Raw genomic sequence first — 25,470 nt, 5'->3', positions numbered from 1 at the left:
TGACGGGGATATGACCAATTAGCACCTCTTTTTAAACTTATTTTAGCACTTAAATTAACACCCACATGAATATCATTTTGTCACGAATTTGTCCTAACAGTTTCTTGGAGTTTTTCCATTACCCTTGATAAAGCTAAAATTGAATTTGTTGTTTCAAATTCTCCAACATTTAAGGAATGGTTTACATTTTGGATAACATCAATCGTTACATTTGATTTACTTAATTGGTCAATTTGATTCGCATTGTAATAATGGTCTTTATCCCCGATCACTAAAAGCCCTTCATGTTGACTATTCAAGATTGAGTCAAAAACCGAATCAAAATTTATTAAAGGAGTGAATAAAATCATTTTTGACTTTAAGAATTCATCTCTCTTCATTAAGTCATTCGCAATTGGAATTGTTCCAAGTGATTTTCCTAAAAAAATCGAATTGTTGTATTGCCCATTTTTTAAAACATCAAAAATCACAGGGTTAATATCATCCATCATTATTTTTGTTATTTCTTCAATCGTTTTTTTCATTGTTTGCTCATCATAAGAGTAATGAATATGGACAATATCGATTTTATTTTGGAGCATTAACATCGTCGAATAATAGAACAAGGGTTTATCGTAATTGTAACCTGAACCTGAAAACATAAAGCAAATCGTTTTGGAACCCATTTCTATATGTGTATAACGAATCACCTTGTCGTTTGTTTGTATCTCCTTTTTCTTTCCTTTCATCATTTTCCCCTCCGAAATTTTTATAATACCATAATATAAATTTCCCTATTACTGATTACCCGATCTCTCCTCATTCAATTTGAAATTTTTCTAACGTATCCATCAATCTAGTATTCGTAATGGCTGCAATTCCAAGAACGCATTCGAAAAGTATCGTACACTTTACTTGGATATTATATATTTCCAGCTCCTCCCTAATACTTCCTTTTTATTAATTAATCAAATATTGAAATATTCTTTAATTTAGTGTAGTGGTTGCTCGTTTAATAAAAGCACTCGTTAGTGCATTAATAAAATGTACTGTACATGTCGAGACATCCTATAAAAAAATAGAAAAATCATTAATACCTGCATATGGTACTTGATTCTTGATTTTATCTTTTAAGCTATGTAAGGTGTATGCTTGCCATTCTTCTAAATTATTCATATCCCATTTTTTTATGAATAATTGATACAAATAAATCTCTCTTATTTTTAAGAAAATAGGAATTTGAATCATTATATCCTTATGAAGCGTATTTTCTGTTTTATATCCTGCAAAAAAATTACTCATAAATATATCACAAAAAGAATGTGTATTGCCATTGAAGGAGCTATGTTGCCAATAAGCATGATAGAAAGCTACTGCAATATCTTGAGCATACCAATTAAATGAGCATTCATCAAAATCAATTGTAGTTATACGACCTTCCTCATCAATAATTAAGTTTCCTTGATGGTAGTCATTATGAATAAGTCCGAAAGTATCAGGAGTAATAATATATGAAGTTAGACTATGCACCAACTCTTCATATTTCTCTTTAATCCATGGATCTAACTTTCTTCCAAGATTAAAGACATCAGGATTTTCAACTTTCCATTCTGGACGTTGTATTGCTTTTAATTTAAAATCTTTGGATAGTGCATGCATTCTTCCTAAATTTTTACCGAGTTTTTTAAAAACCTTTTCATTCCAGTGGGATTTGTTTGTAACATCAATTTGATCACCCTTAATAAATTCAAAATATGTTTTAACTCGTTCTTCCTCACACCCTAAAGGAATTACTGGCTTAGGTACAAGTACACCTTTTTCATATAAAAAATTCATCCACTCTATTTCTTGTAAAATCATCTCCTTTGTTTTATCCTTTTCAGAAATTCTAACTACCCTTTCTTTCTCTTTAATATAAAATACGTCGTTATTAAATCCTCCATTCAATCTAACACGATTTTCTAACATCCTGTTTTCCCCTTAAACTCTCAATTTACGAGAACGCTTGTATTTAAACAGTAGCATAGTAATTTCTTTGTCTCTTCATTTACTAACCTGCATCGTTAGTTTAATAACACAGTTTCTTGTTTTTCTACTAACATGTAGTCCAGTGAAATAGAACATTCTTTTCTTTAAGCATTACAGAAACAACTTTATGATTCGTAAATAATGATGTCGGTTATTTAACTTTATCTCATCACCATCAATAAAAAGTGAGAGGTTCTTCAAAACAAAAAATAAATGTTAAGAAAAGTTTCGTCTTACGTGTATTTCAAAATCTTAGACATGTAATAACTATCAACTAAGTTTCCATCCATAATACAAGCGGCTCTTTTTGTTCCCTCAATCTCATAACCTAATTTCTTATATAAAGAAATTGCTGATGTATTATTTATCCTTACTGTCAATTCTAATCTAATTACACCAATCGTTTTTGCCCAATTTTCAAGTTCTTTAAATAATTGGGTTCCAATTCCTTTTCCACTATTTTCACGTGTTACACCAGCAACAATATAAACACTATGTCTAATTCTTTTAGGTTTACTACCAATTGCCATCAAATATCCTACTAATTTATTTTCAATCTCAGCAACAAAAATAGCTGAATTAGAAGATTGAGATATTTTTTTGATAATATTTTGTTGCTGTTCAATTGTAGTAGCTCTTTCCCCTTCCTCAAATAACATGAATTCCGTTTCTTCATCAATCTTTCTGCACAATTTTAAAAAGGGTTCTGCATCTCTTTCCATAATGAGTCGAATCATGGAATATAACCTCACTTTAACTAATTTGCCATAACAATAAATAATTCGACATATGTAAATCAGCTTCTTTAAATTAAGGACTTTGAAAATTCTTGTCCTCTAAAACGAAAGAACTAGCATTATTAGGCTAAAAATGTACTAAAATTCTCATTCCTACATTGACAAGCATTAGCTCTATCCTTTTAAAATTAAATCAACATTTTGCTGCGGCCTTTCCACTTTCAAATAAAAATCCTCTGCTTTCCAATATCTATGTTCAAACTTTAGAAGATTCTTTTGTGTTTCTTCATGTTCACGAAGAAATCTTTGTTCCCGCGGGCAATCTAAATACACTATATAATCAAAGTACTCTCGCCACTCTTTCCGCTGAAGAAAGACTCCTTCAATTACGATCACACAAGGATTCGGCATGATTACCTCTCTCATTTCACACGAATCCGTTTGATGATTATAGAACGGAAGGTTTAGCTGATTTTCCATCTTTATTTTTTGAAATAACTGCTCTTGCAACCATTGAACATCCCATTGTAATTGATAATACTCATACCACTCTTCATATCCAGTATCATAGCGCTTACTACGCTCTACAATATGATCATCGATATGAAAAATATGAAACGGAATACCTTTTTGTTTCAATTCGTCTTCTAGCTGCTTTACCAATGTTGTTTTCCCCGAACGACTTAAACCATCTATTCCTAAGATAAATCGATTACTTATATTTTTTGAAATGAGTTCTATTAATTTTTTCAAAATACTATCCTCGCCACTCTTCTTTTAGTAACGAATAGATTATAGTATCATGAGCAACACCACTTTGAATCATATATTTTCGAAGTAATCCTTCTTCCTGAAAACCAGCTCTTTTCAGTAATCGATGTGAAGCTTCATTTTCTGTATAAACAACTGCTGCAATCCTTATTAGCTGCAGTGTTTCAAATCCATATGTAAGAATTGCTTGTATTGCCTCAGATGCATAGCCTTTTCCCCAATATGTATCATCTAATTCATAGCCAATTTCAGCTCTTTTATGATTTGGATTGATTAAATGAAATCCGCATGTGCCAATCAATTGATTCGTTCCTTTTAATTCAATCCCCCAGCGAATGACATTCCCTTCTTCATATCTTTTTCTAAATGTCTGAATCATATTTTTCACTTGTTCCATAGTTTGGAAAGACTCCATTCCAAAATAACGGATAACAGATTCTTTTTCAAAGTAATCAAACATTGTTTCAGTGTCTAACAATGTGAGTTCTCGTAATTTTAAACGTTCTGTTTCTAAAATTGGAAACCCCATTCCCTTTTCTCCCTCTACTCTAATGAGCTGCAAATTTCAATATAATTACCACCTGGGTCTGACACATAAGCAATCGTTTGTCCCCATGGTTTCGTGATTGGCTCCACCAATACTTTTACACCTTGTTCTCTTAATTCCGAAATTGTTTCTTTCACATCCTCCACAACAAATCCAAGTTCAAAATTAGAAGATTCTAATGCACCATTCGGAATCGATAACCCAGTTAACTCCCGTACATCCTCTCTACTATTCAACGCTAAAATCGTCGTTCCAGTATCAAATTCAATGTATGTATCATGTTCACCCTTTATTGGTAAGGTTAAAATATCTTTATAAAATCGAAGACACTCTTCATATCGCTCTACATACAAAATGACATATTTCATTTTTAAATTCATTGTAATCTCCCTTTCAAATTCTCTTCTAAAAATTCGACAAAGGATGTAGAAAACCTTGTTTACATTCCAGTATTCATAATAATAAACAAAAAAAAAGAAGACCGATTTCTCGGTCTCAAACATATTGGCATAAAACAGGAGATTGGTTTGGACATAACCAGTTCATACATTTATTATATTTTATATTTTCTGAATTTTAAATATAATATTCAACAATTCATATTGAGAAACTTTTTGACAGAAATCATGAAACATAGCTGCTTTTGAATAAATTTTCCCATATAAAGAAATGCTACAAATGGAGGTGTATACATATGGAACCAATGCTTTGCCCAAGTTGTAAAACAAACCGCACTCGCTTTAATATTCTTGAGCAACAAGTAAAACCAGTAAAATTAAATCCACAAACAGGACAAGTTGAAGAAGAATACACAAACGAAACAATGAATGCTTTTCATATGGCATATCAAGGACCTTCATATCGTGTCCAATGTGCAGTATGTGGGCTTGTGGAGAACCCAGAACAGTTTATCAAACCTGCGCAAAACCAATCATTTTAACACTTGAAAACTTGATTCGTCCTTAACGATCCAAAAGGTAACCTAAAAATCTCATTACCTTTTGGATTATCTATCAATTACTCGCTTTTAACCGTTCACTCATCTCTTCATAATGCTTTTTTACCTTCCCTTGAAATTGACTATATGCCTCTTCCACTTGTTTTTCCTGTTTCTCAACTAACTCGTCTATTTATCCTGCCAATTCTTGACTGAGTTTCTTATCTTTATATAATGAAATGAAACAAATTACGTCCTTTACAAAACTTCCTTTTTTAATTCTCGTATCTTCCAAAATAACCTTATTAATACATATACATCTATACACACGCAAATCCCTAGAATAAGTTTTATCCAAATAGGACTATTGACCGAAGGCCCTAAGTAATTCAAATACACCCCTAGTATCATAATGACCAAGGTAGGTGCAAAAAATCTCATTAAATCCATAAGTTTTTCAATCTTTGTTTCTTTCTCAGAATAAATATCAGGTAATTCATTATCATCCGTTACTTCTTTAGAAAAATAGTGCCATTTCGTAAAGCTTGTGACATGCTTCCAGCCAGATATCTCATAGATTTCAATGTATTCTTTTTGATTCATTTGTGAGTTTCGATTGTCTAGTTTGAAATCCGCTTTATAAACAACATCTTTCGGCTCCGTTTTCTTAAATGTATACATAAAATTGTAGTTTTGGAATGCCCAGCCCTTTTGGTGCATTTTTCTTAAATACGCCTCTTCTTTTTCTAGATTCCACGCCGCAAAAAATTTTAATGTCTTCTTAATCTCCATACTGTCTTCACTCCCCTAGAATATTTTCCCCATTTTGAACAGAACGTTGTAACCTTTTAAATTCAAGTTCTAACACTTCTCTACCAAATGGGGTTAACACGTAACATTTCTTTCTATCTGTAGATGCTATTTCAACAATTAGTTTTTCTTTCAAAAGCTTTGTCGTGTTTCCATATAACGTACCAGGTCCAAGTTTTACTTCCCCATTCGTCATTTCTTCCACCATTTGCATAATCCCATAGCCATGCATAGGCTCTACTAGTGACAACAAAATATAATACGTTGCCTCTGTTAATGGAACATATTTCTGTGCTTTCACACTCATTATACCTACCTCCGATACATCGTCACATGATATATCGACACACGATACATCGTATATCGATATTGTATATCGTATTCCAAATAAATACAACTAAAAACGAGGGGGTTTTTAAAATTTTATATTTATTCTATACAAAAATATTATTATATTAATTTTCAGAAAAATTTGTTAAAATATAACAAATACACTTGTCTACTTTTTGAAAGGGTGATACATATGATAAATAAATTAAAAGAAAATATAAGTTCTGTTTTTGTCGGAAAAGAAAACGTGGTTGATTTACTCCTGGTTTCATTACTTGCGGATGGTCATATATTACTTGAAGATGTACCTGGAACAGGAAAGACATTACTAGCGAAAACAATTGCAAAAAGTATTGGTGGCGATTTTTCTCGTGTTCAGTTCACTCCTGATGTGCTTCCGAGCGACGTAACAGGAATTGAATACTTTAATCCTAAAACGAGTGAATTTGAATTAAGGTTCGGGCCAGTCATGACAAATATATTGCTAGCAGATGAAATAAACCGAGCTATGCCTAGAACACAATCTAGTTTATTAGAAGCAATGGAAGAGCGCCAAGTCACACTCGAAAAGCAATCTACGCCCCTTCCTAAACCGTTCTTTGTCATTGCGACGCAAAATCCAATTGAATCACAAGGGACTTTCCCGCTTCCTGATGCACAGCTAGATCGTTTTTTAATGACCATTTCAATTGGCTATCCTTCCCCAGAAGACGAACTAAAAATGATGCGCCGTTTTCGAAATGACAGACCTTTAGATAACATTCGTTCTGTTATCACTTTAGAAGATATTTTACAAATGCAACAAAAAGTAAAAGAAATATACGTATCCGAATCGTTAGAACACTATATCATTCAACTTGCTAATGCTACACGAAATCATGATTATATCGCCAACGGTGTGAGTCCACGTGCAACACTTGCCTTAGTTAGAGCGATACAAGCACTAGCCTATTTACATGGTCGTGAATACTGTACGCCTGAAGATATACAATTCTTACTTCCTTACGTATGGAAACATCGTCTTATTTTATCAATGGAAGGTGCTCTGCGCACGACGAAACAGAAGTTAATTGAAATTATTTTAACGGAAGTAGACGTTCCTGTGGAGATTGAGCAATCATGAATTATACACGTATTGTAACCGTTCCATTATTTTTCCAGCACCACATTATTAAACTAACAATTCCGGTTGCTTTGTTTTTAGCGTTCTATGTAACAAATTCATATTTAGTTGTCCCATTTTTGTTTTATTATTTATTTGCTTATTTTATTTATCGTTATACAGCATACATAGATAAGCATTTTCAAATTATCGATAAAAAACAAACAACACGCTTATTTCCTGATGAAACAGGCAGTTTATCAATTCATTTACAAAACAAAGCTAAACTTCCTTTAGTGAATGGCACTTGCTTTTTACATATCAATCCAACCTTAATACCAAATCAGACAACTGGCGTTGAGCAAATATCTAAAACGTTATTTTCTTTTCGCTTTTCACAGCCTGCAAAGTCAGAACAGAGATGGGAATTACCGTTTATAGCTACAAAGCGAGGGGTTTTTAAAATTGAGCAATTTGAATGTATTATAGGTGATCCATTTCATATCATTCAAGTTCATCTGCCTACTGTAGATAAATTGAAGACTGAAATTATCGTTTATCCTACTTTAAAACGTGTTGCAGGGTTACAAGAGATACATCAATTAGCAATAGGTACTTATAAAACAAATTTTTCTTATTTCCATGATGAATCTTCTATTATTGGGATAAAGAAATATGAGAGAGAATCTTTTCGAAGTATTCATTGGAAAGCGTCTGCTAAAATACAATCTTTACAAGCAAAACAATATGAAGCAATAAAAAATTATAGTTGGACATTATCCCTTTACTTAGGAGCAGATCGTGGAATTGGCTGGAGAGAAAACATTGAAGATTTAATTTCTTACACCTCTTATTTGTGTCAGTTTGCAACAGAGAAACAGATTCCTTTTGAATTGTTTGTTAGTATCTTTACGGAAGATGGCCCTTTATACCTTTCATTAAATGAGGGGCACTTACACTACGCAAAAGCGTTAGAAGAGCTGGCCCGTATTTCCGAGGACAGTACATTGCTTTCACGTGAAGGCTTCCTTCACTATTTAGATAGAAAAAAAGAACGTTCTTCCATCCTATTCTTTATAGGAATACGAAAAGAAGATGTACCAAATATGAAACAACAAACGTATCTGATTACGGATGAAGGGATGGTGGAACAACTTGAAAACATGGCTCCATTACGTTAATGATTTTCTTCTTCTACTCCTTCTTTCTCTATTGACGGAGCAAGAAAGAACAATTCCCATCATCCTATTTTTAATCATTAGCTTTCTTTGTACGATTCCCATTCATAAAATGAAGACCAATAAGCGAAGAGCTTTCATTTTACTATTTATTCTACAAGTTATACTTTGTTACGTATTTTCTATCTTTTCTATCGTTAGCTCTATCTTACTCCCGTTCTTCTTTTACATCGTACATGCACGGGATGACATAACAGCATACCATAAAATGCTAGGTGCCTTTTTATGGTTCATTGTTTCTTATTTTCTTCATTTAATGAAGTTACCTTCTCTATGGGTACTAGGCTTATTCGCTTTATTTATTCTACTGTCACTTTGGATTACTAGTTATAATAAAGATCAAAAAACAATTCGTTTTGTATCTATCACAGCAATTGGAATAGTCAGTCTTCTATTCTTCTTATTTATTCCGTATATACGTATCGTACTCTCGTATCTTTTCTACTGGGTAGCACTTGGTTTTGGCTATGGTATCGAAGCATTATTATCTATTACAAATCCAAATGATGCTACAGAAGCAATAGAAAAGTTAGGTGGAACGAGTCCAGAACTTCCAGAATCCGATCACCCATACGATGCCTTTGTTGCTCAATCCGTTACTGCTTCGATCATTGGAATCATTGCTGCATTTGTAATTTGGAAGCTGTACAAAAAGAGAAAATCCTTTCACCTTGGGAATATATCCTTTTATAACTCTGGTACAGTTATTCAAGAAGAAGGTATATTGCAAAAAACAACCCGAATGACGCGCCCACCAACGAACGCCATTCGCAAAGAAATATTCAAACTAGAAAAGAAATTAAAACCACCTTTAAACAGAAATCGTGGTGAAACGATTGACGCATGGATGGAGCGAATTCAAAGAGAAGAAGGTGCCTCTATTCAATTCGATATAATTATAGAGACATACAATGCTGTACGGTATGCTGACCAGGAAAATACTGAACTCTTCCGGCAATTTAAAGAAGAAGTAAATAAACTTTACGCCTATCAAAAGACGTTAAAAAAGAAGAAAAAATAAAACACCTCCTCGACAACTCTATTTTAGAGTAATCGAGGGGGTGTTTCTTATTTTACTCGTTGTCCATCATAAACCTGAATATCTAACGGAGCAGTTAAAAACTGATTCGCCTTTTTAACAAAAGAAGTAAAGTGTCCACTTGCATTATGGCTAGCGACTGCTTCTGCATCTTGCCAAACCTCTACCATTGTATATGCACTTTCTTTTTCAGTATCTTTATATAAATCATATGATACGTTACCACTTTCTTCTCTTGAAGCATGAATGAGCGGCCTAATTTCTTCTACAAATGCTTGTTGTTTTGCTGAATCTACTTGAAATACTGCGTGAATGATAATCAAAGTGCTTCCCCTTTCATCTTCTACGAATTTTTTCAAAATTACTTCCACTGGGCAACTTTATCGATTGACAGACGAACTGATTGATATCCACTATCGGCTGCTTTCCCAATTGAAATTAGCATAACTGGTACATAACGGTCTTTATCTAATCCGAAAGCTTCTGCAATTTTGTCTTTTTCAAAACCGCCAATTGGACATGTGTCATATCCATATGCACGTGCAGTCAACATAAGTTGCATTGAAACAAGACCACCATCAATTAATACTGTATCTTTCATTACTTCTGGTGAAACTGTAGAGAAATACGCAGAAAGCTTTTGCATTTGATCTTCTTTTACTTCAGCTGGCATAAGCCCACGTTCTACTGCTGTACCATAAATCTCTTCCGCATTATCAAAGTTTTGTAAATCACCAAATACAGCGATCATTGCTGATGAAGTTTCTACTTGAAGTTGATTAAATTTCGCAAGCGGCGCAAGTGTTGCTTTCCCTTCTTCACTATCAATCACAAGAAAACGCCAAGGCTGCATATTAACTGAAGATGGAGCAAGCGTTGCCTCTGTTAAAATTTCTGTCATTTCTTCTTTACTAATTTTCACAGTTGTATCGTACTTACGAATCGAACGACGTCCTGTTAAAATTTCTGTAAAATCATTTGTTTTTGTTACGTTACTCATAGATGTAATCTCCCTTTTTCCATTTTATATTTAGACTTCTTGTATGTTTTCTTCAATGCGATTTAGCATATTTAAAAGGTTATCGCGCTCTTCTTCACTTAACCCTTTTAGCGTAGTCGCTGCAAAACGCTCTTTCTCTTCTTGAAAGGCATGAATTTTATTTCGTCCATCTTTCGTAAGAGAAACTAAAGTAACCCTATTATCATCTGGATTTTTACGTCTTGTAATCATTCCATTTGCTTCAAGCTGTTTTAAATGCCTTGTAATTGCAGCATGATCAATATTCACTTCTTGTTGAAGTTCTTTTTGACTAATTTCATCAACCTCATATAACTGAAGTATAAGCTCCAGCCTAGATTGACTCATACCTGTACAACCTTCAAACTTCGAACTTACTTCTTTATTAAGAAAGTGTATTTTATATAAAATAATCGCTTCCTTTGAACATGAATTGGTCAATTTACTCCTCCTTTGCAAAGGCAACATATAATTATTTGATACATCAATAATTGATATATCAAATAATATACCCAATTAAAATTTTAAGCAACTATTTTGTTTTTTTATTTTTGGCTGACATAAAAAAATAAAACCTCTTCCCTTTTACCATAACCTCCATGAACAATATAAAGCCGTTTCCCTATAATAAAATTGGAAAACGACTGCAACTTTCTTACTTATTACAGATTTTCACCAAAGAACTCTGTTAACTTCGCTACTGCTTTTATGCGACGTTCCGTTTGGAGTGCAGCCACAGTATAGCCACCAGCACAAACAAAAGAGTTGTTAAATAATCTACCGCATATCGCACCTCTTCATCTCCTACTGATTATCATCCTTCAACAATCTAGCTTTTACTTGGTAGTGATTTTCTCTAAACCTTGAGTCAAGTGTCTTACCACCTGTTTTCTCCCAAAATTTAATACTTCATCATGTTACAAATTACAAAAAATTCCTTATAATAGAAATATCATACAAGACTGGAGAGTGATTGTAATGCGGCAATTTATTACTAAAAGAAATGAGGACATGAACATGAAAAACGAAATGAGGATTTTAACATATGAAAACAATAAATATAGGAATTGTAGCGCATGTAGACGCTGGAAAGACGAGTTTGACTGAGCGTATTCTTTATACTACCAATGTAATTCAGGAAATGGGTCAAGTAGATAAAGGAAGTACACTAACAGATTCGATGGAGTTAGAAAAACAACGTGGAATTACTATTAAAGCGGCTGTCGTTTCATTTTTTATAAATGATCTCAAAGTAAATGTAATTGATACACCAGGTCATGCTGATTTTATTGCTGAAGTAGAGCGATCTTTTGGCGTTCTAGATGGAGCTATCTTAGTAATATCTGCGGTAGAAGGTATTCAGGCACAAACCAAAATTTTAATGAAAACTCTGCAGAAACTAGGCATTCCGACCATACTATTCGTCAATAAAATTGATCGGAGTGGTGCGCAAACTACTAAAGTAATCCAACAAATACGGGATATGCTTACTAATCAAGTACTCCCACTATATAAAGTGAAAAATGAGGGGACAAAAGATGCGTGTATCATTCAAAACGAAGTACATGCTGCTGTATATGATGAGTATATTGAACTTCTAGCATCACATAATGAATCGTTAATTGAATCCTATGTAAATGGCGAAGTATTACATGAAGACACTTTACGAGATGAATTTTGGGATCAGATTCAGCATGCAAATGTATATCCAATCTTTTTCGGTTCAGCGATGACGGGTATGGGTATCCCCGAATTACTTGAAGGTGTTTCAAAAATGATTCCACAGAATGTTTCAAACAATAACCGAGATGAAATTTTATCAGGAGTTGTTTTTAAAATTGAAAGGGAATCTTCTGGAGAAAAAATTGCATACGTACGGATATTCTCCGGCTGTTTACAAGTAAGAAAATATATTAATATCAATCGAAAACAAAGTGACGTAAACACCACTTCACACAAAGAAAAAATAAAAAAGCTTCATATATTTCATAATGGAAATGCTGTTCAATCCCCTATTGTTGGCACAGGAGAATTTTGTAAGGTATGGGGGCTTTGCAACATTAGAATCGGTGATGTAATAGGTGAATGGTCAGATAAAGTGAAAGACATTCACTTTGCAGAACCTCAAATGGAAGCTGCAATTGAAGCGCGGCCAAAAGGGAAAAAACATACCCTATATCAAGCACTCGTAGAACTATCCGAAGAAGATCCTCTTATAAAAGTAATGAAAGATGACATTCACAATCAAATCTATATTCGGCTGTTTGGTGAAGTTCAAAAAGAAGTGATTGAAACAACTTTACAGGAAAAATATAATTTAGAGGTTTCTTTTTCAAATACAAGAATTGTATGTATAGAAAAACCAATTGGAGCCGGAAATGCTGTAGAAATCATGGGTGAAAACAATAACCCATTCTATGCAACGATTGGCTTTCACATTAAACGTGGTGCACCAGGTTCTGGTATCACTTATAACTTAGAAGTCGAGCTTGGCTCATTGCCTTTAGCATTTCATAAAGCCATTGAAGACACTGTATTCCAAACGTTAAAACAAGGCTTATATGGATGGGAAGTCACTGATATCGTCGTAACATTAACGCATACCGGCTATGCAAGTCCAGTAACGACAGCTGGTGATTTTAGAAAACTAACACCACTTGTCTTAATGGATGCTTTAAAGCAAGCCGGGACCAATGTATATGAACCAGTAAATGAGTTTGAATTAACGGTACCAGCGCATTCAATTAGCACAGCAATGTATAAATTATCAGCTATACATGCAGCTTTTACAGAACCTGTACTTCATAACGAATCCTTTTGTTTAACAGGAACTCTGCCGATGGCCCAAACGGAGAATTTTAAGCGCATACTACATTCTTTTACGGAAGGTGAAGGTGTCTTTATCGCTAGATCTTGTGGATATAGTAAAATCGACTCAAAATTCCCGTCGCGAAAACGAGTAGACTATAATCCACTGAATCGAAAAGATTATTTATTGCATGTGCTTCGTGCTTATTAAGTGAAAATACTAGCATGCTCTGTTGTTCCCATAATCAACCTCCTTTTATATTGATTTGTTAAAAGAAAACAAATTTATCAACTTGAGCATAGAAAATAAAAAAAGAGAATCTAAAGAAAGTTTAATTCCTTAGATTCTCCTTTTCTCTAGTATTTCACGAGCAATATGACACTTTTATCGGGGCGTTTAAAGTATCGTAACTAAGTAGAGAATTTATTATCAAATTATACTTGAAAACCAATTACTATCCATTCATCGACAACATCACAGAAATTTAATACTTCATCTTCGGAAACTATCCCCATAGTATGACTGGCATAATAGTAGACACCAATATGCTTTCAACTCGTATTCCGAAACTTCACAAACAGGAAATAAAAAGAGCGCTCTATCCAGATAAGCTCGAAAAACAAGGTTTTGTAAACAATCTGATCTTTCACACATTATGAGTGAAAAGTGAAGCTATTAATTGTCTCTTAGCTAATTGTTGATGATAGCATATTTATTATTCCCGAAGAACATTTGATCCCATAAACCCTCAGCTTTATAAATTTTTTTCACACCATTCAATTCATGAGTTAGTTGAACATCCCCTAAGATACGAGTATAGGTTGGGTTAGCTCCTGATTTTTTGGCTATCAAAGCCTGAGTAGAATCCAAATTGTCTAATAAACTTATTGAAACAATATCCCTATTTCTAATAAATTCTACTGTGTAAGACTCAAAACTTGAAATAGGTTGAAGGTATATTAAATGGTTATCCATAAACTTTTTAGTTTCAGGATGTTCTATAATATCTTCTCTCTGAATTTTAGTAAGAGATTGATCGTCCGATATTATTTTTCCATCTTTGGCTAACATAAACACAGGCAACCTTTTGTAGTTATAATTCTTCTCAGCAATAATGTCGCAAGCAATGATGTCAAAACCATCCACTTTAGCTCTTCCCCAATACCAATGATTCATCAATTTCTCCATGCCAATATTGCCCCAGTTATGATCATGGTAACCAGTCCCATTTAATTGAATCATTTTATCACCAATAGTCAAAGTAGCTTCGATTGTCGCGGATGGTTGAGCAATAAACCATGCAAAGAAGTGCTCATCTCGGTCTCCGTAGAACCAATGACCGGTGTTTGGACGCCACATCGGTAATTTTGACGTCATTACAGCATGATATTTAATATACCCTTCTTCAAAATGAAGGACATATTGTCCATCTTGATATTTGAGGTAGGATTTGTTGATATTGACATCACAAATATCTTTTTTAGCGTTAAGCCTGCTGCCTTTAGCCTCTTGAGAAGACATAAGGATTTTGGTGCCATCAGGATATGTAATATCAATTTGGACTGTAGGCCATGCTGGTCCAAGAACATCAAAGTGGTTTTTGGTGTAAAAGGTAGTCACCACAGTTGTTCCGTCCTCAAATTCGGCATCAGTATACCACCACTCAAAAGAACTCTCCCTTCCATCTGTGCGCATGCCATCCTCTTTTGGCTGCGGTTCTGTAGGATGAATATTTAATTTCCTATAAGTTTCCTCATCATTTGCCAATCTAACTTGTTCTACGTTTACACTCATTTTAACAACCTCCATTTTGTAATGTGCTAACGACCGAAAACTGATGATTGTAATAAAGAGAAACTTTAATCAGCCCTCACCAATCGGGCTTTTACGGACAGTTCATCTCCCACCTAACTTCTTTGCTTCCGCTGAATTTTGAGGTGGGAGTGTTACTATCCGTTAATGCGGCATAAAATTGGCTATTTACAAATAGTAGGTGGGGAATATTTGACGCTTACCTCATTAATTTAACATAGACTAAGAAGTCGCTAGTCAGCAGACAAGCGACTTTTGAATTAAATATTAATCTATGTAACCCTTTTTGAAAAAGTTCATGCCGCACATTGCATGTTATGAACCACTGCTAGCAGAGGTTGCTGCAGAGGAAGCAGTAATTGCTGCTAGCATAGCTGCCTGCTGCGCCTGTATGAGGACCTCTATCATTGTTTGCAAACCTGTGTTGGCAGCTTGACTTTCCGCACCTTTCTGACTCACGAACAGTTGGATTGCAATAAGAATATTTGCATCCGTATGCCAGCGAAATAATTTGTCTCCCTGCAATTTTTCAATGAATGCTCGAATAGAATGAACCTCTTTCTCTCCATCCTCAAGCAACGCTAGTAGTCCGGCAGCCGGATAATGCATCTGTTTCACTTTTACCTTTTCTTGCTTTAGCAAATTCCATATGTTTGTGCACTGTGCGACTAACATATCTTCACTGACATCCTTTTTTAGTGAAAGAATATGACTTAAAAATTGAAGATCATTCCCTTTACGTAAGCCAGCTGCCGCCAGCTTCTGATAGAGACGTTCCACCCGGTCCATAAGTGTCTCTACTTTCTCTGATTGTCCCGCTAGCAAAACAGCGAGCGGATAATCATTTGCACTTGTAAGAAAGAAATGATCCTCTTTCATGCGTTTATATACTTGCATCGACCGCTGAATGCGTGTGTCATGCTGCCCACTTTCTTCTGGTAAAAGCGCTGCTGCTGCGAGATAAGTAAATATACTCCGGCTAAAGCCGCCAGCGACCAAACGTTCATATATGTCTAGAAACTGCTGAAAGGCTTTTTTGTAATGCGTAAAGTGAATATCTAATGTTGCCGCAACCACAAAACGATGATAGGACTTTAAGTATGAAAACATCCCTACCTGATCCTTAATATAACTACTAATTTCTAAAAAACGTCCAAGATCAAACGGTTTATCGCTACCTGTATACATAGCGGCAATCATCATTCCTGTCCGAGAATCACTCGTTTTCCACTTTAATTCCCCTTTTAACTGTGCATATATATGTGTGTATTGCTCCAGTTTCTGCTGTAATGTGATCATAGCAATCCCCCTATGTTCCTTTTGTACTTCTCTTCTATCATACTATAACTCTATATTTAGGAATATCATTTACAATACATATTTTGGAACCTTATACTTTCCTTAGTATATTTTCTATAATCTCCTTTAAATTATAAATAAAGTCCCAATTTCCATCTTTCTATCTCTTTTTATTCATTCTTAACAAGATGTTCCATATGAATAGGCAACTCATTCACTTTATCCTTTAGAAAATCCGGTTTCAAGTTATATTCACTTATTCGTTCTACTAGCACCCATTGAAATATATATCTTCTTCCGCTTTCTTCAAAAATAAAAGAATCCTTTCCTTTTCCAGGCAACTCAAGTAAGTTCACTTCATAGTAAAAGCTAATTTCATGAAATTGATGTTCATCATATGTAAAGAAATTTTCGACCATCCATAACATCCTTTTCACATCAACATCTACTCCTAGCTCTTCTTTCAGTTCCCTCTTCACCGCCGCTTCGCTGCTCTCAAGCATTTGTACACGTCCGCCCGGTACATACCAAAAGTCTTCTCCTTCATTTTGAATCATTAATATTTTATTATTATGTTTACATATCGCACCAACTCGATAGTTGAAACACGATTTTTCTAGTTTGAATGTAAGATCCATTATTCTGTATCCCCTTTATATGATTTAATATTTAACCGCTAAAATACTTCACTTGCAAATTTTGTTTATAAGCAATCATGATAGAAAACAATCCATTAAGAGCAAACAAGATAACTACTCCAATTGATAAATAAGCTAAATCTGGAGAAAACACATAAATCGCATGCCATGGAGAATCCGTAATATAGGTTAATCCCGGGATTATCGCAATAGATAGCACCAAGAAAATGATACCGTAAATGTACCATATGCTTCTTTTACGAACTTTTTTTGATCTCATCTTTACGAACAGATAAACAAGCATTAGAAAAAGTAAACATATTACCCCAATTGTAATTAATTGAACAATAGGAGTATTTGAAGGAATATCAACAGGTTCATCTCCATTTATTAAATTTATAATACCTTGCTTCAAATAGAAAAGCGCCTCTTCTTCCAGAATATGATTTTTATTGGTGAGAATCACGCCGCCCCAACCTGTTTTCGGTATAAAAAACATTTCAGCATGCGAATCAGGGGTTGAGCCTGAATGCCATATCATTTTCTCCTCAGAATCTGGATTTGTAATTCTTAGTCCTAGGCTATAGAAACGGTTTTCACCAGTTTGAATATGAGGTGATACATAAAGATTCATAGTATTTTCAGTTAAAAAATTGTCATTCTCTTGTCCACTAAGGAATTTGATGTATTGAACCATATCTTCTGCACTTGCCGTTATGTACCCATACGGTACTCCCCCATTATCATATGTTACCGAACTTTTTCTAGGAATCCCAAACCATGATTGATAACCAGCAAGATATCCTTTTTTATATGCAGTATCATTATCAGCTGCTGCATTCTTCATACCTAATGGTAAAAAAATCTCCTGCTTCATGTAGTCAGAATACGTTTGATTGGTAACTTCTTCAATAAGAGCACCAAGAATTAAGAAATTCGCATCACTATATTGATGCTTTTCTCCAGGTAGAGCGGTAAGCGCAACATTTGATAGACTTTCCACATTATCTTTTATAGCGTTGAGCCCATCAGATTCTTTGTCTGATATTGCTAAACCCGAATAAGTACTAATCCCACTTGAATGGGTAAGTAAATGTTTAATTGTTATTTTGGAAGCTGCTTCTTTATCTTTCAGTGTAAACCACGGAATATATTTTTTGACTGGATCTTCTAGGTTAACGGTACCTTCTTCAATTAATTTCATTATGGCTAAACCTGTTAATGATTTACTTATCGATCCTATAGTAAAGGGAGTTGTAGTCGTCACTGTTTCCTCAGTTTCTCCCGTTACCCCCCATGCTTTAGAATAAAACAAATCATTTTCATGAATAATAGCGATCGAAGCACCTGGAATTCGATGTTCTTTTAAAAAAGCTGCTACATAGTTGTCTATAGTATCTTTCATATCTTGTTCTGCGGAGACTTTTGAGGCTGATAGGAATAAAGTGCCTGCATTAAATACTAAACAAATTAAAATTATAATGAATTTTAGTAGGTTCATATAAAGTTTCGCCTACTAACATTTATTTTTCGGATACGAAACACTACCAACGTAGAGATTAGTAAGGAAATTGAAATGCTAGTAATCATTAGTAAGGAATTCCACCAAGAATTATCTGCTATGTGATACAAAACATTATAGTCAAACGCATTATTAGTATGCAGTGGGTTAAATGATTCTGTTAAAAACATAGATAGTATGAGTTGTGAGATGAGGTAAGTAACAATTGAAGTAAGGAATCCAATCACAAATACAATTCCTGTTCTATTTTTGGATTTTCGTATCTGTTTGATTTCAGAATGAAGATCTATTCCGTTCATTTCTAAAAAGTCTTTAACAAATGTTGTTGTATCTCCTAAATCTTTTAGACTATCTTGACCGTGTTCACGACATTCTTGTATATGCTCTAAAAGCTGCTGCCTAATGATTCTTCTGTTCTTTGAACTGACTTGATATTGTTTTAATTCTTCCAAAACTTCTTTTACAAACTGTTTTTCTTCCTTGGTCAAATTTATGTTCATTCCAAATGCTCTCCCTTCAAATCACTTTGCAGTAGGGATTTTATATCCTGTTGTAATTCCAACCACTCGTTGATTTTTTTCTGAAGATACACTTTCCCCTTTTCATTGATTTCATAATAAACCCTAACTTTACCACTTTCTGTCATTTCACGGTAAGTATGAACCCATTCTTGATCTTTAAGCTTAGTCAAAATCGGATAAATGCTTCCTACTCCTTTCAGTTTTAAATTATGTTTTTCTAACTCCTTCATAATTTCATATCCATAGCTTTTTCCCTTTGACAAAATAGATAACACACACATCTCTAAATGACCTTTAATTAAACTTGTTCTATCCATAGGATAAATTTAACAAAAATATATACTTCATTCAAGTATATATTTAGAATTTTTTTACTTTTCTTTATATAATATTGAATTAAAACTTGATTAAAATGAAGTCCCATCCCCTTCTTTATTAACCAACGCAAAAACTCCATTTTAAATAAAGTTTGATTAAAATGGAGTTAATCTTGCTAACTAAGTATAAAATTTTCATAAGAATCCTTCCAATTTACTTATGATACGATTCATCTCGACTATCCTAATAGTCAACTAATTCATCATTTTCTATAAAGATTTGAATTTGACAACTATAAGATTCTGTATTAAAGACATCATTAAGTAACTCCACTTCTACAAAACTTTTAACTTTCAAATTATTTTCTTTTACATATTTAATGATTTTATTTCTCCGTTCCTCTTCATTTTCCTTGCTATAAGCGAATGTTAAATACTTTCCCTTTGGTAATATTTTTATATTTTGTCCAGCTTCTATATTGGAATTCCCTTGAAATCTACTAAAAACATACCTTGGCTCTACAGTCCACTCTGAATTAACCTTATATATGATTCCTCTTTCCATTGACATTTTCTCTTCTGTATCATGAATGATTTTTTCTAAGTCTGAATAAGAAAGTAACTCCTTTAAACTTCCTACTTCTTTACATGGTGCTACAATTATGTGACGCTCTTCAAAGAACTTAATGGATATTTCATCATCATGTAATATATCCTTAGAATTCTTTACCTTCATATTTAAGCTATCAATGGTTTTGATAATTTCTTGCATTTTATTTATATTGTCTTCTGCTTCATTTCTTTTTAATTGTAAAAATTGTAGTAGTGTATCAGTATCACAGTCCTTAAAAATCTCTTGAAGTTCTACTATACTTGTGTGTAACTCTCTACAGCTTTTTATAATGTCTATATGAATAAATTGATCTATGGAATAATATCTATAACCTGTCGATTCATCAATATATTTCGGAATGAGAATTCCCATTTTATGATAATATCTTAACGCTTTGATTGTAATGTCCTTTATTTTAGCTACTTCCCCAATGGAAAATAAGTTTTCCACCCTAATCACTCCCTTTATATTTTTTCTTACATTATCGTTGACTCTCTCTTTAGGAGAGACCTTACTATAATCGTAAAGCATTTACAATTAATATCCAATCAAAATTATATTCCCCGAAACATGTAAAACCCCGCCTAATTTTAGGAAGGGGCAAAAGTGGATTTTTTAAATCTAATTTTCATTACACGAGGATTTCGAATTTTCGGAACTCCTAATTTTAGGAATGACGATTACCTAAATTCACTCTCCTCTGTTTGATACATATTCCCTCATCACAATTTCCCTTTTTGAAACCAAGCTTCTAGCAATTCCTGCTCTCTTCCTCTTAATATACCTGCTTTTCGCTCTATATCTTCTCTCGATTTCTCCCATTGATACACATCATATATGGTCTCTTCAATAGGTCTAAAAGAAAGACCAGCGTTAACAGCTTTTTCTATACTAATGAAAAAGCCACCTTTCCACGGTTCTGTTTCTCCTTCTAACGGGAAAGATTCAGGAATCCATAAAGGCATCTCCGTCCAGGGCTGCACTTGACTTTCCAATAGAAATTGCTCTTCTACCCATACAAATTCAGCATCGCTGTTTGTTACTGCTTTACAAGTATTTAATAGGTCTTCAATCGTCAATTCATCATTCGGTCCTGTTACATTAAACTTGCCTACTTTTCTGTTTTCTGTCATATCGAACGCCCACGTTGCTACATCTTTTACGTCAATCAATTGAACAGGACGATCTGAACGCCCCGGCACCATTACTTTTCCACCTTGTGCTACACGCTGAACCCAGTACGGGAGTCGATCTGAATAGTCAAATGGTCCAACAAGAAGCCCTGCTCTTATATGCAAAACTCGCCCAGGCCAATGTTTTTCTGCTTCTTCCTCACATAAAACTTTCAATGCTCCATAATACTCATAAGGTGATATTTCCCCATTCTCAACCGCTTTCAACTTTTCAGTAGGCGGAATAGACTGTAAATGATAGCCTTCCTTAATATGAAATGGAATCCAGTCTTTATAAGTAGAGATACTTGATACAAAAGTATAATGTTCGATGTTGTCTCCAAGTACAGCAGCGATTTTTTTAATTTGATGAGGAGCAAATCCACATGTGTCCATTACAACATCCCATTTTCGATTTTCTAAGACTGATACATCACTGTCTCTATTACCGATTAGTTGCTCGACTTCAGGAAATACATCCTGATTCGTACCACGATTAAATAAGGTGACTTCATGCCCTCTTTTCAATGCTTCTTCTACTAACGCTCTTCCTAAAAAACGAGTACCTCCTAATATAAGGACCTTCATAATTTTCCCCCATCCATTTTTATAATCTATAAAATTAGCATTCATTTAATTTAACGATTTTCCTACTTAAAAAGTTACGGGGATGACGAAAAATTAATAATATTTTTTTATGCACTGTAAACAAATGTTGTTACTTTTGTTCAGTGAAGTGCTTTTTTGAGGACAACATTACTTATAAACTTCATCCTAAAAAGTCCCCCCTTGGTAAGGGGAGACCTTTACGTTTCACTTTATTTCCACAACCTTTTAACCCCCACCAATTCCTCACCATTGAATTCCATTCTATATATATCTGGTTTTGATGTTTGTAGTAAAAAATCTAAATCGTACTGACTGTCATAATACCCCATCATTAAAGCCATAACAGCTCCATGAGTGCCTAATACTATTTTTTGCCCTTGATAAGTCTTTAATAATTCTTTTAAAACTTTTATAGCTCGTTTTTGACAAGCTGCATTAGACTCTCCTCCCTTTAAAGCGAAGTTTGGATCAGAAAATGACTTTTTTAACAAAGAAAATAATTCCTTATCAGGCATTCGCTTATCTTCCGCAGAAAAAATTCTCTCTTTTAAGTCTTCAAATACGAAAACTTCTTGCCCTAAGTGTTTAGCTAATCCCTGAATCGTTAGGACGGATCGATGGTATGGGCTTGAAACAAATACCTCAATACCCTCCCCTTGTAATATATCAGTTATTCGATAAGTATCTAATTTCCCTTTTTCAGTTAAGCCTCTTGTTCTTTCATTTTCTTCTGTTTTTGGTGATTCGCCATGTCTCACCATGTAAATGAAAGTTTTCATAATACTCCTCCTTTACATAGTTTTTCGTTATTTATCCCGCTATTCGCGGACAGTAAGACCTCCACTGATTAAAGTTTCACTTTATAGCCTCTTCACAAACAATACCCTACTCCCTCCATTCCCATCATAATTTGTATGTACAGATACCCCATCCACTTCTCCATCACCTGTTTCAATTTCAAATCCAATATCCTGATGAAATTGAATTGATTTTTTATTTACTGGAGAAGTTACCGCTTTTGCGATATGACGATTATTTGCGCGAGCTGCATCGAAAAAATATGAGTATAGTGTAGAAGCTATGCCCTTTCTTCGATGCTTTGGATTTACTCCAATAAAATGAACATATGCTTCATCGGTATATGTTTGTGAGAAAAATCCACATAAAAACCCTAGCGTCTCTCCGTCCTGTTCAATAATAAAACTTGTTTCTCGAAAATGAACAAAGAAAAGTTTTGGTAACATATCAGCCATATTTCTTCCGCCCCACCACTCATTAAGGACGGAATGAATCGTTACATAATCTCCCTCTCGAATGTGTCTGACTTTCATTTCGCTCTTCCTCTCATCCTATTAGTTTCTGTCTTATTTATACTTCTGATTATTAGGTAAATACAAATATCTACTGTTACATTGGCCCTTTCCATTCTAATGAAAAACATCACTTTATAATATTTGCTACTTATAACAACAACTCCTCTTCCTCTTAAAACTTTGACATATAAAAACATTTTATATAAAATATTTTTAATAATTAGAATATTAAAATTACAAAAGAGGTGAACAAATGAACCAACAAAGCTCTATTCAGAAAAAAGCACTCATAGCTAGTTTAATTGGTAGTTCAATCGAATGGTTTGATTTCTTCTTATACGGAACTGCCGCCGCACTTGTATTTAACAAATTATTTTTTGTAAACGAGGATCCCCTTGTCGCACTCATGCTTTCCTATCTTTCGTTTGGTATTCCTTTTTTCATTCGCCCGCTTGGAGGCATTATTTTCAGTCATATTGGTGATAAAATTGGAAGAAAGAAGACACTTGTGTTAACTCTCTCTCTTATGGGAGGGGCGACAGTATGTATTGGCTTACTTCCTTCATATGAAACTATCGGTATACTAGCTCCTATTCTTTTAATATTACTAAGAATTATTCAAGGATTAGGAATTGGCGGTGAATGGGGCGGCGCTTTACTATTAGCAGTCGAATATGCACCGAAGGATAAAAAGGGACTTTTCGGTAGCATTCCACAAACAGGTGTAACAATTGGAATGTTACTCGGAACTGCTGCAATCTCCTTTATGACAATGATTTCTGGTGATAATTTTGTGACGTGGGGATGGCGAATTCCATTTATTTTAAGTGCAATATTGGTATTCATAGGGTTATGGATTCGAAATGGATTAGATGAAACACCCGATTTCAAAAAGGCAAAAGAAAGTGGAAATATTTCAAAACTACCTATTGCCGACACATTACGTGATCACTGGAAATCCGTACTAATCGCCACAGGAACAAAGGTAGCTGAAACAGCTCCCTTCTATATTTTCTCAACATTCATTGTTTCCTATGGTACATCACAGCTGAAATTACCGAATACAACTGTTTTAAACGCTGTTACCATTGCTATGCTCATTACTACTATTATGATTCCAATTATGGGAAAACTTTCAGATTCCATTGGAAGAAAGAAAATGTACATATGGGGTACCATTGCGATTCTCTTATATGCTTTTCCATATTTTCTACTATTAAACCAAGGAACTACTTTTTCTATCATTATCGCAACTGTTATTGGCTTAGGGGTTTTATGGGCACCTGTAACAGCTGTATTAGGTACATTATTCTCTGAAATTTTCTCCACTCAAGTACGCTATACGGGGGTTACGTTAGGTTATCAATTAGGCGCTGCACTTGCTGGCGGGACAGCTCCGATGATTGCTGCTTATTTAATGAATGTGTACAACAATTCTTGGATTCCAGTCGCTTTATATATTGTGCTTACTTGCTGTATTTCTTTAATTGCCATCGCTGCCGTTTCAACGAAACAGGTCGCAGAGAACATACAAAATCAAGATATACAAGCATAGTCAGTCGGGGGGATTCTCAACTCCCCCTTTTCTATTAAAAAGGAGGATGGTTTAAATGATTCATATTACAGAAGAAATGGTTAAAGACATTTATAAAATGAAAGATTGCTTACAAGATGTAGAAAAGGCATTCCAGTATTATATGAACAATGAAATTACAACACCAGTAAGGCTGAATATACAGCATTCTCAAGAAGAGGCGAACTCCCTTTATATGCCCTCTTACGTAGCTCCAATCGAATTTGCATCTACAAAAATTGTTAGTATCTTTCCTCAAAATACACAGAAAGGAAAAAAAGCACTACAAAGCTTAATTGTTTTAACAGAAACAAATACTGGTAATCATGTCGCAACAATTGAGGCCTCCTATTTAACAACACTTCGTACAGGAGCAATGAGCGGTATTGCAACCGAACATTTCGCTCGTCAAGATGCTCGTGTATGCGTTGTCATTGGCTGCGGCGCTCAAGCACTCGGACAAATACAAGCTGTTATGGAAGTTCGATCTTTAAATCGTATTCTTCTCGTGAATCGTACAATACAAAAAGCAATTGAGTTTAAGAATCATTTACTCTCCTTATATCCAAATTGGAACGAAACCATTGAAATTATAGAATCAGCTGACGATGCTGTCGCAATGGCTGATATTGTAATTTGTAGTACAACTTCCACTACACCTGTGTTTGATGGAAAACACTTAAAACGCGGTACTCATATTAATGGAATTGGTTCTTATCAACCTCATATGCAAGAA

At 34.3% G+C, this 25,470-nt stretch carries 28 protein-coding genes; 7 read left to right on the top strand and 21 right to left on the bottom strand.

The features are described from left to right. Positions 1 to 80: 80 nt before the first annotated feature. The 6 genes from CN288_RS25690 to CN288_RS25665 form a co-directional block, all read right to left on the bottom strand. Positions 81 to 728, bottom strand: a complete 648-nt coding sequence (locus CN288_RS25690) for an alpha/beta family hydrolase (protein ID WP_026592897.1) — start codon at positions 726 to 728, stop codon at positions 81 to 83. Between the two features lie 319 nt (positions 729 to 1,047). Next, on the bottom strand, positions 1,048 to 1,947 hold the full coding sequence (locus CN288_RS25685) for a phosphotransferase enzyme family protein (protein WP_098303407.1): 900 nt from the start codon (positions 1,945 to 1,947) through the stop codon (positions 1,048 to 1,050). A gap of 293 nt (positions 1,948 to 2,240) precedes the next feature. Next, the gene (locus CN288_RS25680; RefSeq protein ID WP_090690091.1) at positions 2,241 to 2,744 is read right to left on the bottom strand and encodes a GNAT family N-acetyltransferase; all 504 of its coding nucleotides are present in this window, start codon (positions 2,742 to 2,744) and stop codon (positions 2,241 to 2,243) included. A gap of 174 nt (positions 2,745 to 2,918) precedes the next feature. Next, positions 2,919 to 3,497, bottom strand: coding sequence for a kinase (locus tag CN288_RS25675; protein WP_026592894.1), 579 nt, complete (start codon positions 3,495 to 3,497; stop codon positions 2,919 to 2,921). A gap of 4 nt (positions 3,498 to 3,501) precedes the next feature. Next, positions 3,502 to 4,044, bottom strand: a complete 543-nt coding sequence (locus CN288_RS25670) for a GNAT family N-acetyltransferase (RefSeq protein ID WP_026592893.1) — start codon at positions 4,042 to 4,044, stop codon at positions 3,502 to 3,504. Between the two features lie 14 nt (positions 4,045 to 4,058). Further along, positions 4,059 to 4,442, bottom strand: a complete 384-nt coding sequence (locus CN288_RS25665) for a VOC family protein (RefSeq protein ID WP_098303406.1) — start codon at positions 4,440 to 4,442, stop codon at positions 4,059 to 4,061. Positions 4,443 to 4,756: 314 nt separating this feature from the next. Here CN288_RS25665 and CN288_RS25660 point away from each other — a divergent pair, with 314 nt between their 5' ends. Then, positions 4,757 to 5,002: a hypothetical protein gene (locus CN288_RS25660; protein ID WP_026592891.1), complete on the top strand. Its 246-nt coding sequence runs from the start codon at positions 4,757 to 4,759 to the stop codon at positions 5,000 to 5,002. A 255-nt stretch (positions 5,003 to 5,257) separates the two neighbouring features. On the opposite strand, the gene CN288_RS25655 is transcribed toward CN288_RS25660, so the two are convergent. Beyond that, positions 5,258 to 5,791 carry a DUF2812 domain-containing protein gene (locus CN288_RS25655; protein ID WP_090690098.1) on the bottom strand — a complete coding sequence of 178 codons (534 nt, stop codon included), beginning with the start codon at positions 5,789 to 5,791 and terminating at the stop codon, positions 5,258 to 5,260. A 7-nt stretch (positions 5,792 to 5,798) separates the two neighbouring features. Then, positions 5,799 to 6,116: a PadR family transcriptional regulator gene (locus CN288_RS25650; protein WP_098303405.1), complete on the bottom strand. Its 318-nt coding sequence runs from the start codon at positions 6,114 to 6,116 to the stop codon at positions 5,799 to 5,801. A gap of 216 nt (positions 6,117 to 6,332) precedes the next feature. On the opposite strand from CN288_RS25650, the gene CN288_RS25645 reads away from it, so the two are divergent. The 3 genes from CN288_RS25645 to CN288_RS25635 are packed head-to-tail and all read left to right on the top strand — an operon-like array spanning position 6,333 to position 9,500. After that, positions 6,333 to 7,262 carry an AAA family ATPase gene (locus CN288_RS25645; protein ID WP_098303404.1) on the top strand — a complete coding sequence of 310 codons (930 nt, stop codon included), beginning with the start codon at positions 6,333 to 6,335 and terminating at the stop codon, positions 7,260 to 7,262. Continuing rightward, positions 7,259 to 8,422 (top strand): DUF58 domain-containing protein, encoded by a 1,164-nt coding sequence (locus CN288_RS25640; RefSeq protein WP_098303403.1) that lies wholly within the window; start codon positions 7,259 to 7,261, stop codon positions 8,420 to 8,422. The genes CN288_RS25645 and CN288_RS25640 overlap by 4 nt, the downstream gene beginning before the upstream one ends. Then, entirely contained in the window at positions 8,397 to 9,500 is a 1,104-nt protein-coding gene (locus CN288_RS25635; RefSeq protein ID WP_090690107.1) for a DUF4018 domain-containing protein, read from the top strand. Before CN288_RS25640 ends, CN288_RS25635 begins: the two co-directional genes overlap by 26 nt. Before the next feature lie 47 nt (positions 9,501 to 9,547). Here CN288_RS25635 and CN288_RS25630 read toward each other — a convergent pair whose 3' ends face one another. Genes CN288_RS25630 through CN288_RS25620 form a run of 3 tightly spaced genes read right to left on the bottom strand, consistent with a single transcriptional unit; the run spans position 9,548 to position 10,977 of the window. Next, positions 9,548 to 9,841: a putative quinol monooxygenase gene (locus tag CN288_RS25630; RefSeq protein WP_026592885.1), complete on the bottom strand. Its 294-nt coding sequence runs from the start codon at positions 9,839 to 9,841 to the stop codon at positions 9,548 to 9,550. A 38-nt stretch (positions 9,842 to 9,879) separates the two neighbouring features. Further along, positions 9,880 to 10,518, bottom strand: a complete 639-nt coding sequence (locus tag CN288_RS25625; protein ID WP_090690111.1) for a nitroreductase family protein — start codon at positions 10,516 to 10,518, stop codon at positions 9,880 to 9,882. A 30-nt stretch (positions 10,519 to 10,548) separates the two neighbouring features. Further along, on the bottom strand, positions 10,549 to 10,977 hold the full coding sequence (locus CN288_RS25620; protein ID WP_090690115.1) for a MarR family winged helix-turn-helix transcriptional regulator: 429 nt from the start codon (positions 10,975 to 10,977) through the stop codon (positions 10,549 to 10,551). A 604-nt stretch (positions 10,978 to 11,581) separates the two neighbouring features. Between CN288_RS25620 and tet the strand changes: the two genes are divergently transcribed. Next, on the top strand, positions 11,582 to 13,555 hold the full coding sequence (gene tet / locus CN288_RS25610; protein ID WP_090690119.1) for a tetracycline resistance ribosomal protection protein: 1,974 nt from the start codon (positions 11,582 to 11,584) through the stop codon (positions 13,553 to 13,555). Positions 13,556 to 14,035: 480 nt separating this feature from the next. Here tet and CN288_RS25605 read toward each other — a convergent pair whose 3' ends face one another. From CN288_RS25605 to CN288_RS25560, 10 genes are all read right to left on the bottom strand, one after another. Continuing rightward, a complete protein-coding gene (locus tag CN288_RS25605; protein ID WP_026592881.1) occupies positions 14,036 to 15,139 on the bottom strand; it encodes a lipocalin-like domain-containing protein in 1,104 nt (367 codons plus the stop codon). A 333-nt stretch (positions 15,140 to 15,472) separates the two neighbouring features. Then, the gene (locus CN288_RS25600) at positions 15,473 to 16,456 is read right to left on the bottom strand and encodes a DUF4003 domain-containing protein (protein ID WP_098303402.1); all 984 of its coding nucleotides are present in this window, start codon (positions 16,454 to 16,456) and stop codon (positions 15,473 to 15,475) included. 170 nt (positions 16,457 to 16,626) lie between these two features. Continuing rightward, positions 16,627 to 17,094 carry an NUDIX hydrolase gene (locus tag CN288_RS25595; RefSeq protein WP_026592879.1) on the bottom strand — a complete coding sequence of 156 codons (468 nt, stop codon included), beginning with the start codon at positions 17,092 to 17,094 and terminating at the stop codon, positions 16,627 to 16,629. Positions 17,095 to 17,125: 31 nt separating this feature from the next. After that, entirely contained in the window at positions 17,126 to 18,595 is a 1,470-nt protein-coding gene (locus tag CN288_RS25590; protein WP_098303401.1) for a serine hydrolase domain-containing protein, read from the bottom strand. Then, positions 18,592 to 19,116, bottom strand: coding sequence for a hypothetical protein (locus tag CN288_RS25585; RefSeq protein ID WP_098303400.1), 525 nt, complete (start codon positions 19,114 to 19,116; stop codon positions 18,592 to 18,594). The genes CN288_RS25590 and CN288_RS25585 overlap by 4 nt, the downstream gene beginning before the upstream one ends. Continuing rightward, positions 19,113 to 19,454 carry a PadR family transcriptional regulator gene (locus CN288_RS25580; RefSeq protein ID WP_098303399.1) on the bottom strand — a complete coding sequence of 114 codons (342 nt, stop codon included), beginning with the start codon at positions 19,452 to 19,454 and terminating at the stop codon, positions 19,113 to 19,115. Before CN288_RS25580 ends, CN288_RS25585 begins: the two co-directional genes overlap by 4 nt. Before the next feature lie 244 nt (positions 19,455 to 19,698). Further along, positions 19,699 to 20,517 carry a MerR family transcriptional regulator gene (locus tag CN288_RS25575; protein WP_098303398.1) on the bottom strand — a complete coding sequence of 273 codons (819 nt, stop codon included), beginning with the start codon at positions 20,515 to 20,517 and terminating at the stop codon, positions 19,699 to 19,701. Between the two features lie 272 nt (positions 20,518 to 20,789). Continuing rightward, complete coding sequence (locus tag CN288_RS25570) at positions 20,790 to 21,827, bottom strand: NAD-dependent epimerase/dehydratase family protein (protein WP_098303397.1); 1,038 nt, start codon at positions 21,825 to 21,827, stop codon at positions 20,790 to 20,792. Between the two features lie 230 nt (positions 21,828 to 22,057). After that, positions 22,058 to 22,627, bottom strand: a complete 570-nt coding sequence (locus CN288_RS25565; protein WP_026592873.1) for a histidine phosphatase family protein — start codon at positions 22,625 to 22,627, stop codon at positions 22,058 to 22,060. Positions 22,628 to 22,708: 81 nt separating this feature from the next. Further along, positions 22,709 to 23,179 carry a GNAT family N-acetyltransferase gene (locus CN288_RS25560; RefSeq protein ID WP_026592872.1) on the bottom strand — a complete coding sequence of 157 codons (471 nt, stop codon included), beginning with the start codon at positions 23,177 to 23,179 and terminating at the stop codon, positions 22,709 to 22,711. Positions 23,180 to 23,414: 235 nt separating this feature from the next. Between CN288_RS25560 and CN288_RS25550 the strand changes: the two genes are divergently transcribed. Together CN288_RS25550 and CN288_RS25545 are read left to right on the top strand one after the other, a co-directional pair. Continuing rightward, a complete protein-coding gene (locus CN288_RS25550; protein WP_098303396.1) occupies positions 23,415 to 24,716 on the top strand; it encodes an MFS transporter in 1,302 nt (433 codons plus the stop codon). A gap of 55 nt (positions 24,717 to 24,771) precedes the next feature. Then, the coding region (locus CN288_RS25545; RefSeq protein ID WP_098303395.1) for an ornithine cyclodeaminase family protein at positions 24,772 to 25,470 on the top strand (699 nt) is incomplete at its 3' end.

The sequence above is a fragment of the Bacillus sp. AFS023182 genome (assembly GCF_002560575.1).
Taxonomy (GTDB): Bacteria; Bacillota; Bacilli; order Bacillales; family Bacillaceae_G; genus Bacillus_A; species Bacillus_A arachidis.
Note: the sequence above shows the minus strand (reverse complement) of the source record. Positions and strands in the feature narration are given on the sequence as shown.

What these genes read in the sequence shown, in the direction of transcription:
- CN288_RS25640 (WP_098303403.1), top strand. Translation starts at nt 7,259, where the DNA reads ATGAATTATACACGTATTGTAACCGTTCCATTATTTTTCCAGCACCAC.
- CN288_RS25685 (WP_098303407.1), bottom strand. Translation starts at nt 1,947, where the DNA reads ATGTTAGAAAATCGTGTTAGATTGAATGGAGGATTTAATAACGACGTA.
- CN288_RS25655 (WP_090690098.1), bottom strand. Translation starts at nt 5,791, where the DNA reads ATGGAGATTAAGAAGACATTAAAATTTTTTGCGGCGTGGAATCTAGAA.
- CN288_RS25660 (WP_026592891.1), top strand. Translation starts at nt 4,757, where the DNA reads ATGGAACCAATGCTTTGCCCAAGTTGTAAAACAAACCGCACTCGCTTT.
- CN288_RS25665 (WP_098303406.1), bottom strand. Translation starts at nt 4,442, where the DNA reads ATGAATTTAAAAATGAAATATGTCATTTTGTATGTAGAGCGATATGAA.
- CN288_RS25570 (WP_098303397.1), bottom strand. Translation starts at nt 21,827, where the DNA reads ATGAAGGTCCTTATATTAGGAGGTACTCGTTTTTTAGGAAGAGCGTTA.
- CN288_RS25605 (WP_026592881.1), bottom strand. Translation starts at nt 15,139, where the DNA reads ATGAGTGTAAACGTAGAACAAGTTAGATTGGCAAATGATGAGGAAACT.
- tet (WP_090690119.1), top strand. Translation starts at nt 11,582, where the DNA reads ATGAAAACAATAAATATAGGAATTGTAGCGCATGTAGACGCTGGAAAG.
- CN288_RS25565 (WP_026592873.1), bottom strand. Translation starts at nt 22,627, where the DNA reads ATGAAAACTTTCATTTACATGGTGAGACATGGCGAATCACCAAAAACA.
- CN288_RS25690 (WP_026592897.1), bottom strand. Translation starts at nt 728, where the DNA reads ATGAAAGGAAAGAAAAAGGAGATACAAACAAACGACAAGGTGATTCGT.
- CN288_RS25670 (WP_026592893.1), bottom strand. Translation starts at nt 4,044, where the DNA reads ATGGGGTTTCCAATTTTAGAAACAGAACGTTTAAAATTACGAGAACTC.
- CN288_RS25650 (WP_098303405.1), bottom strand. Translation starts at nt 6,116, where the DNA reads ATGAGTGTGAAAGCACAGAAATATGTTCCATTAACAGAGGCAACGTAT.
- CN288_RS25625 (WP_090690111.1), bottom strand. Translation starts at nt 10,518, where the DNA reads ATGAGTAACGTAACAAAAACAAATGATTTTACAGAAATTTTAACAGGA.
- CN288_RS25580 (WP_098303399.1), bottom strand. Translation starts at nt 19,454, where the DNA reads ATGGATAGAACAAGTTTAATTAAAGGTCATTTAGAGATGTGTGTGTTA.
- CN288_RS25600 (WP_098303402.1), bottom strand. Translation starts at nt 16,456, where the DNA reads ATGATCACATTACAGCAGAAACTGGAGCAATACACACATATATATGCA.
- CN288_RS25680 (WP_090690091.1), bottom strand. Translation starts at nt 2,744, where the DNA reads ATGATTCGACTCATTATGGAAAGAGATGCAGAACCCTTTTTAAAATTG.
- CN288_RS25595 (WP_026592879.1), bottom strand. Translation starts at nt 17,094, where the DNA reads ATGGATCTTACATTCAAACTAGAAAAATCGTGTTTCAACTATCGAGTT.
- CN288_RS25550 (WP_098303396.1), top strand. Translation starts at nt 23,415, where the DNA reads ATGAACCAACAAAGCTCTATTCAGAAAAAAGCACTCATAGCTAGTTTA.
- CN288_RS25645 (WP_098303404.1), top strand. Translation starts at nt 6,333, where the DNA reads ATGATAAATAAATTAAAAGAAAATATAAGTTCTGTTTTTGTCGGAAAA.
- CN288_RS25590 (WP_098303401.1), bottom strand. Translation starts at nt 18,595, where the DNA reads ATGAACCTACTAAAATTCATTATAATTTTAATTTGTTTAGTATTTAAT.
- CN288_RS25585 (WP_098303400.1), bottom strand. Translation starts at nt 19,116, where the DNA reads ATGAACATAAATTTGACCAAGGAAGAAAAACAGTTTGTAAAAGAAGTT.
- CN288_RS25560 (WP_026592872.1), bottom strand. Translation starts at nt 23,179, where the DNA reads ATGAAAGTCAGACACATTCGAGAGGGAGATTATGTAACGATTCATTCC.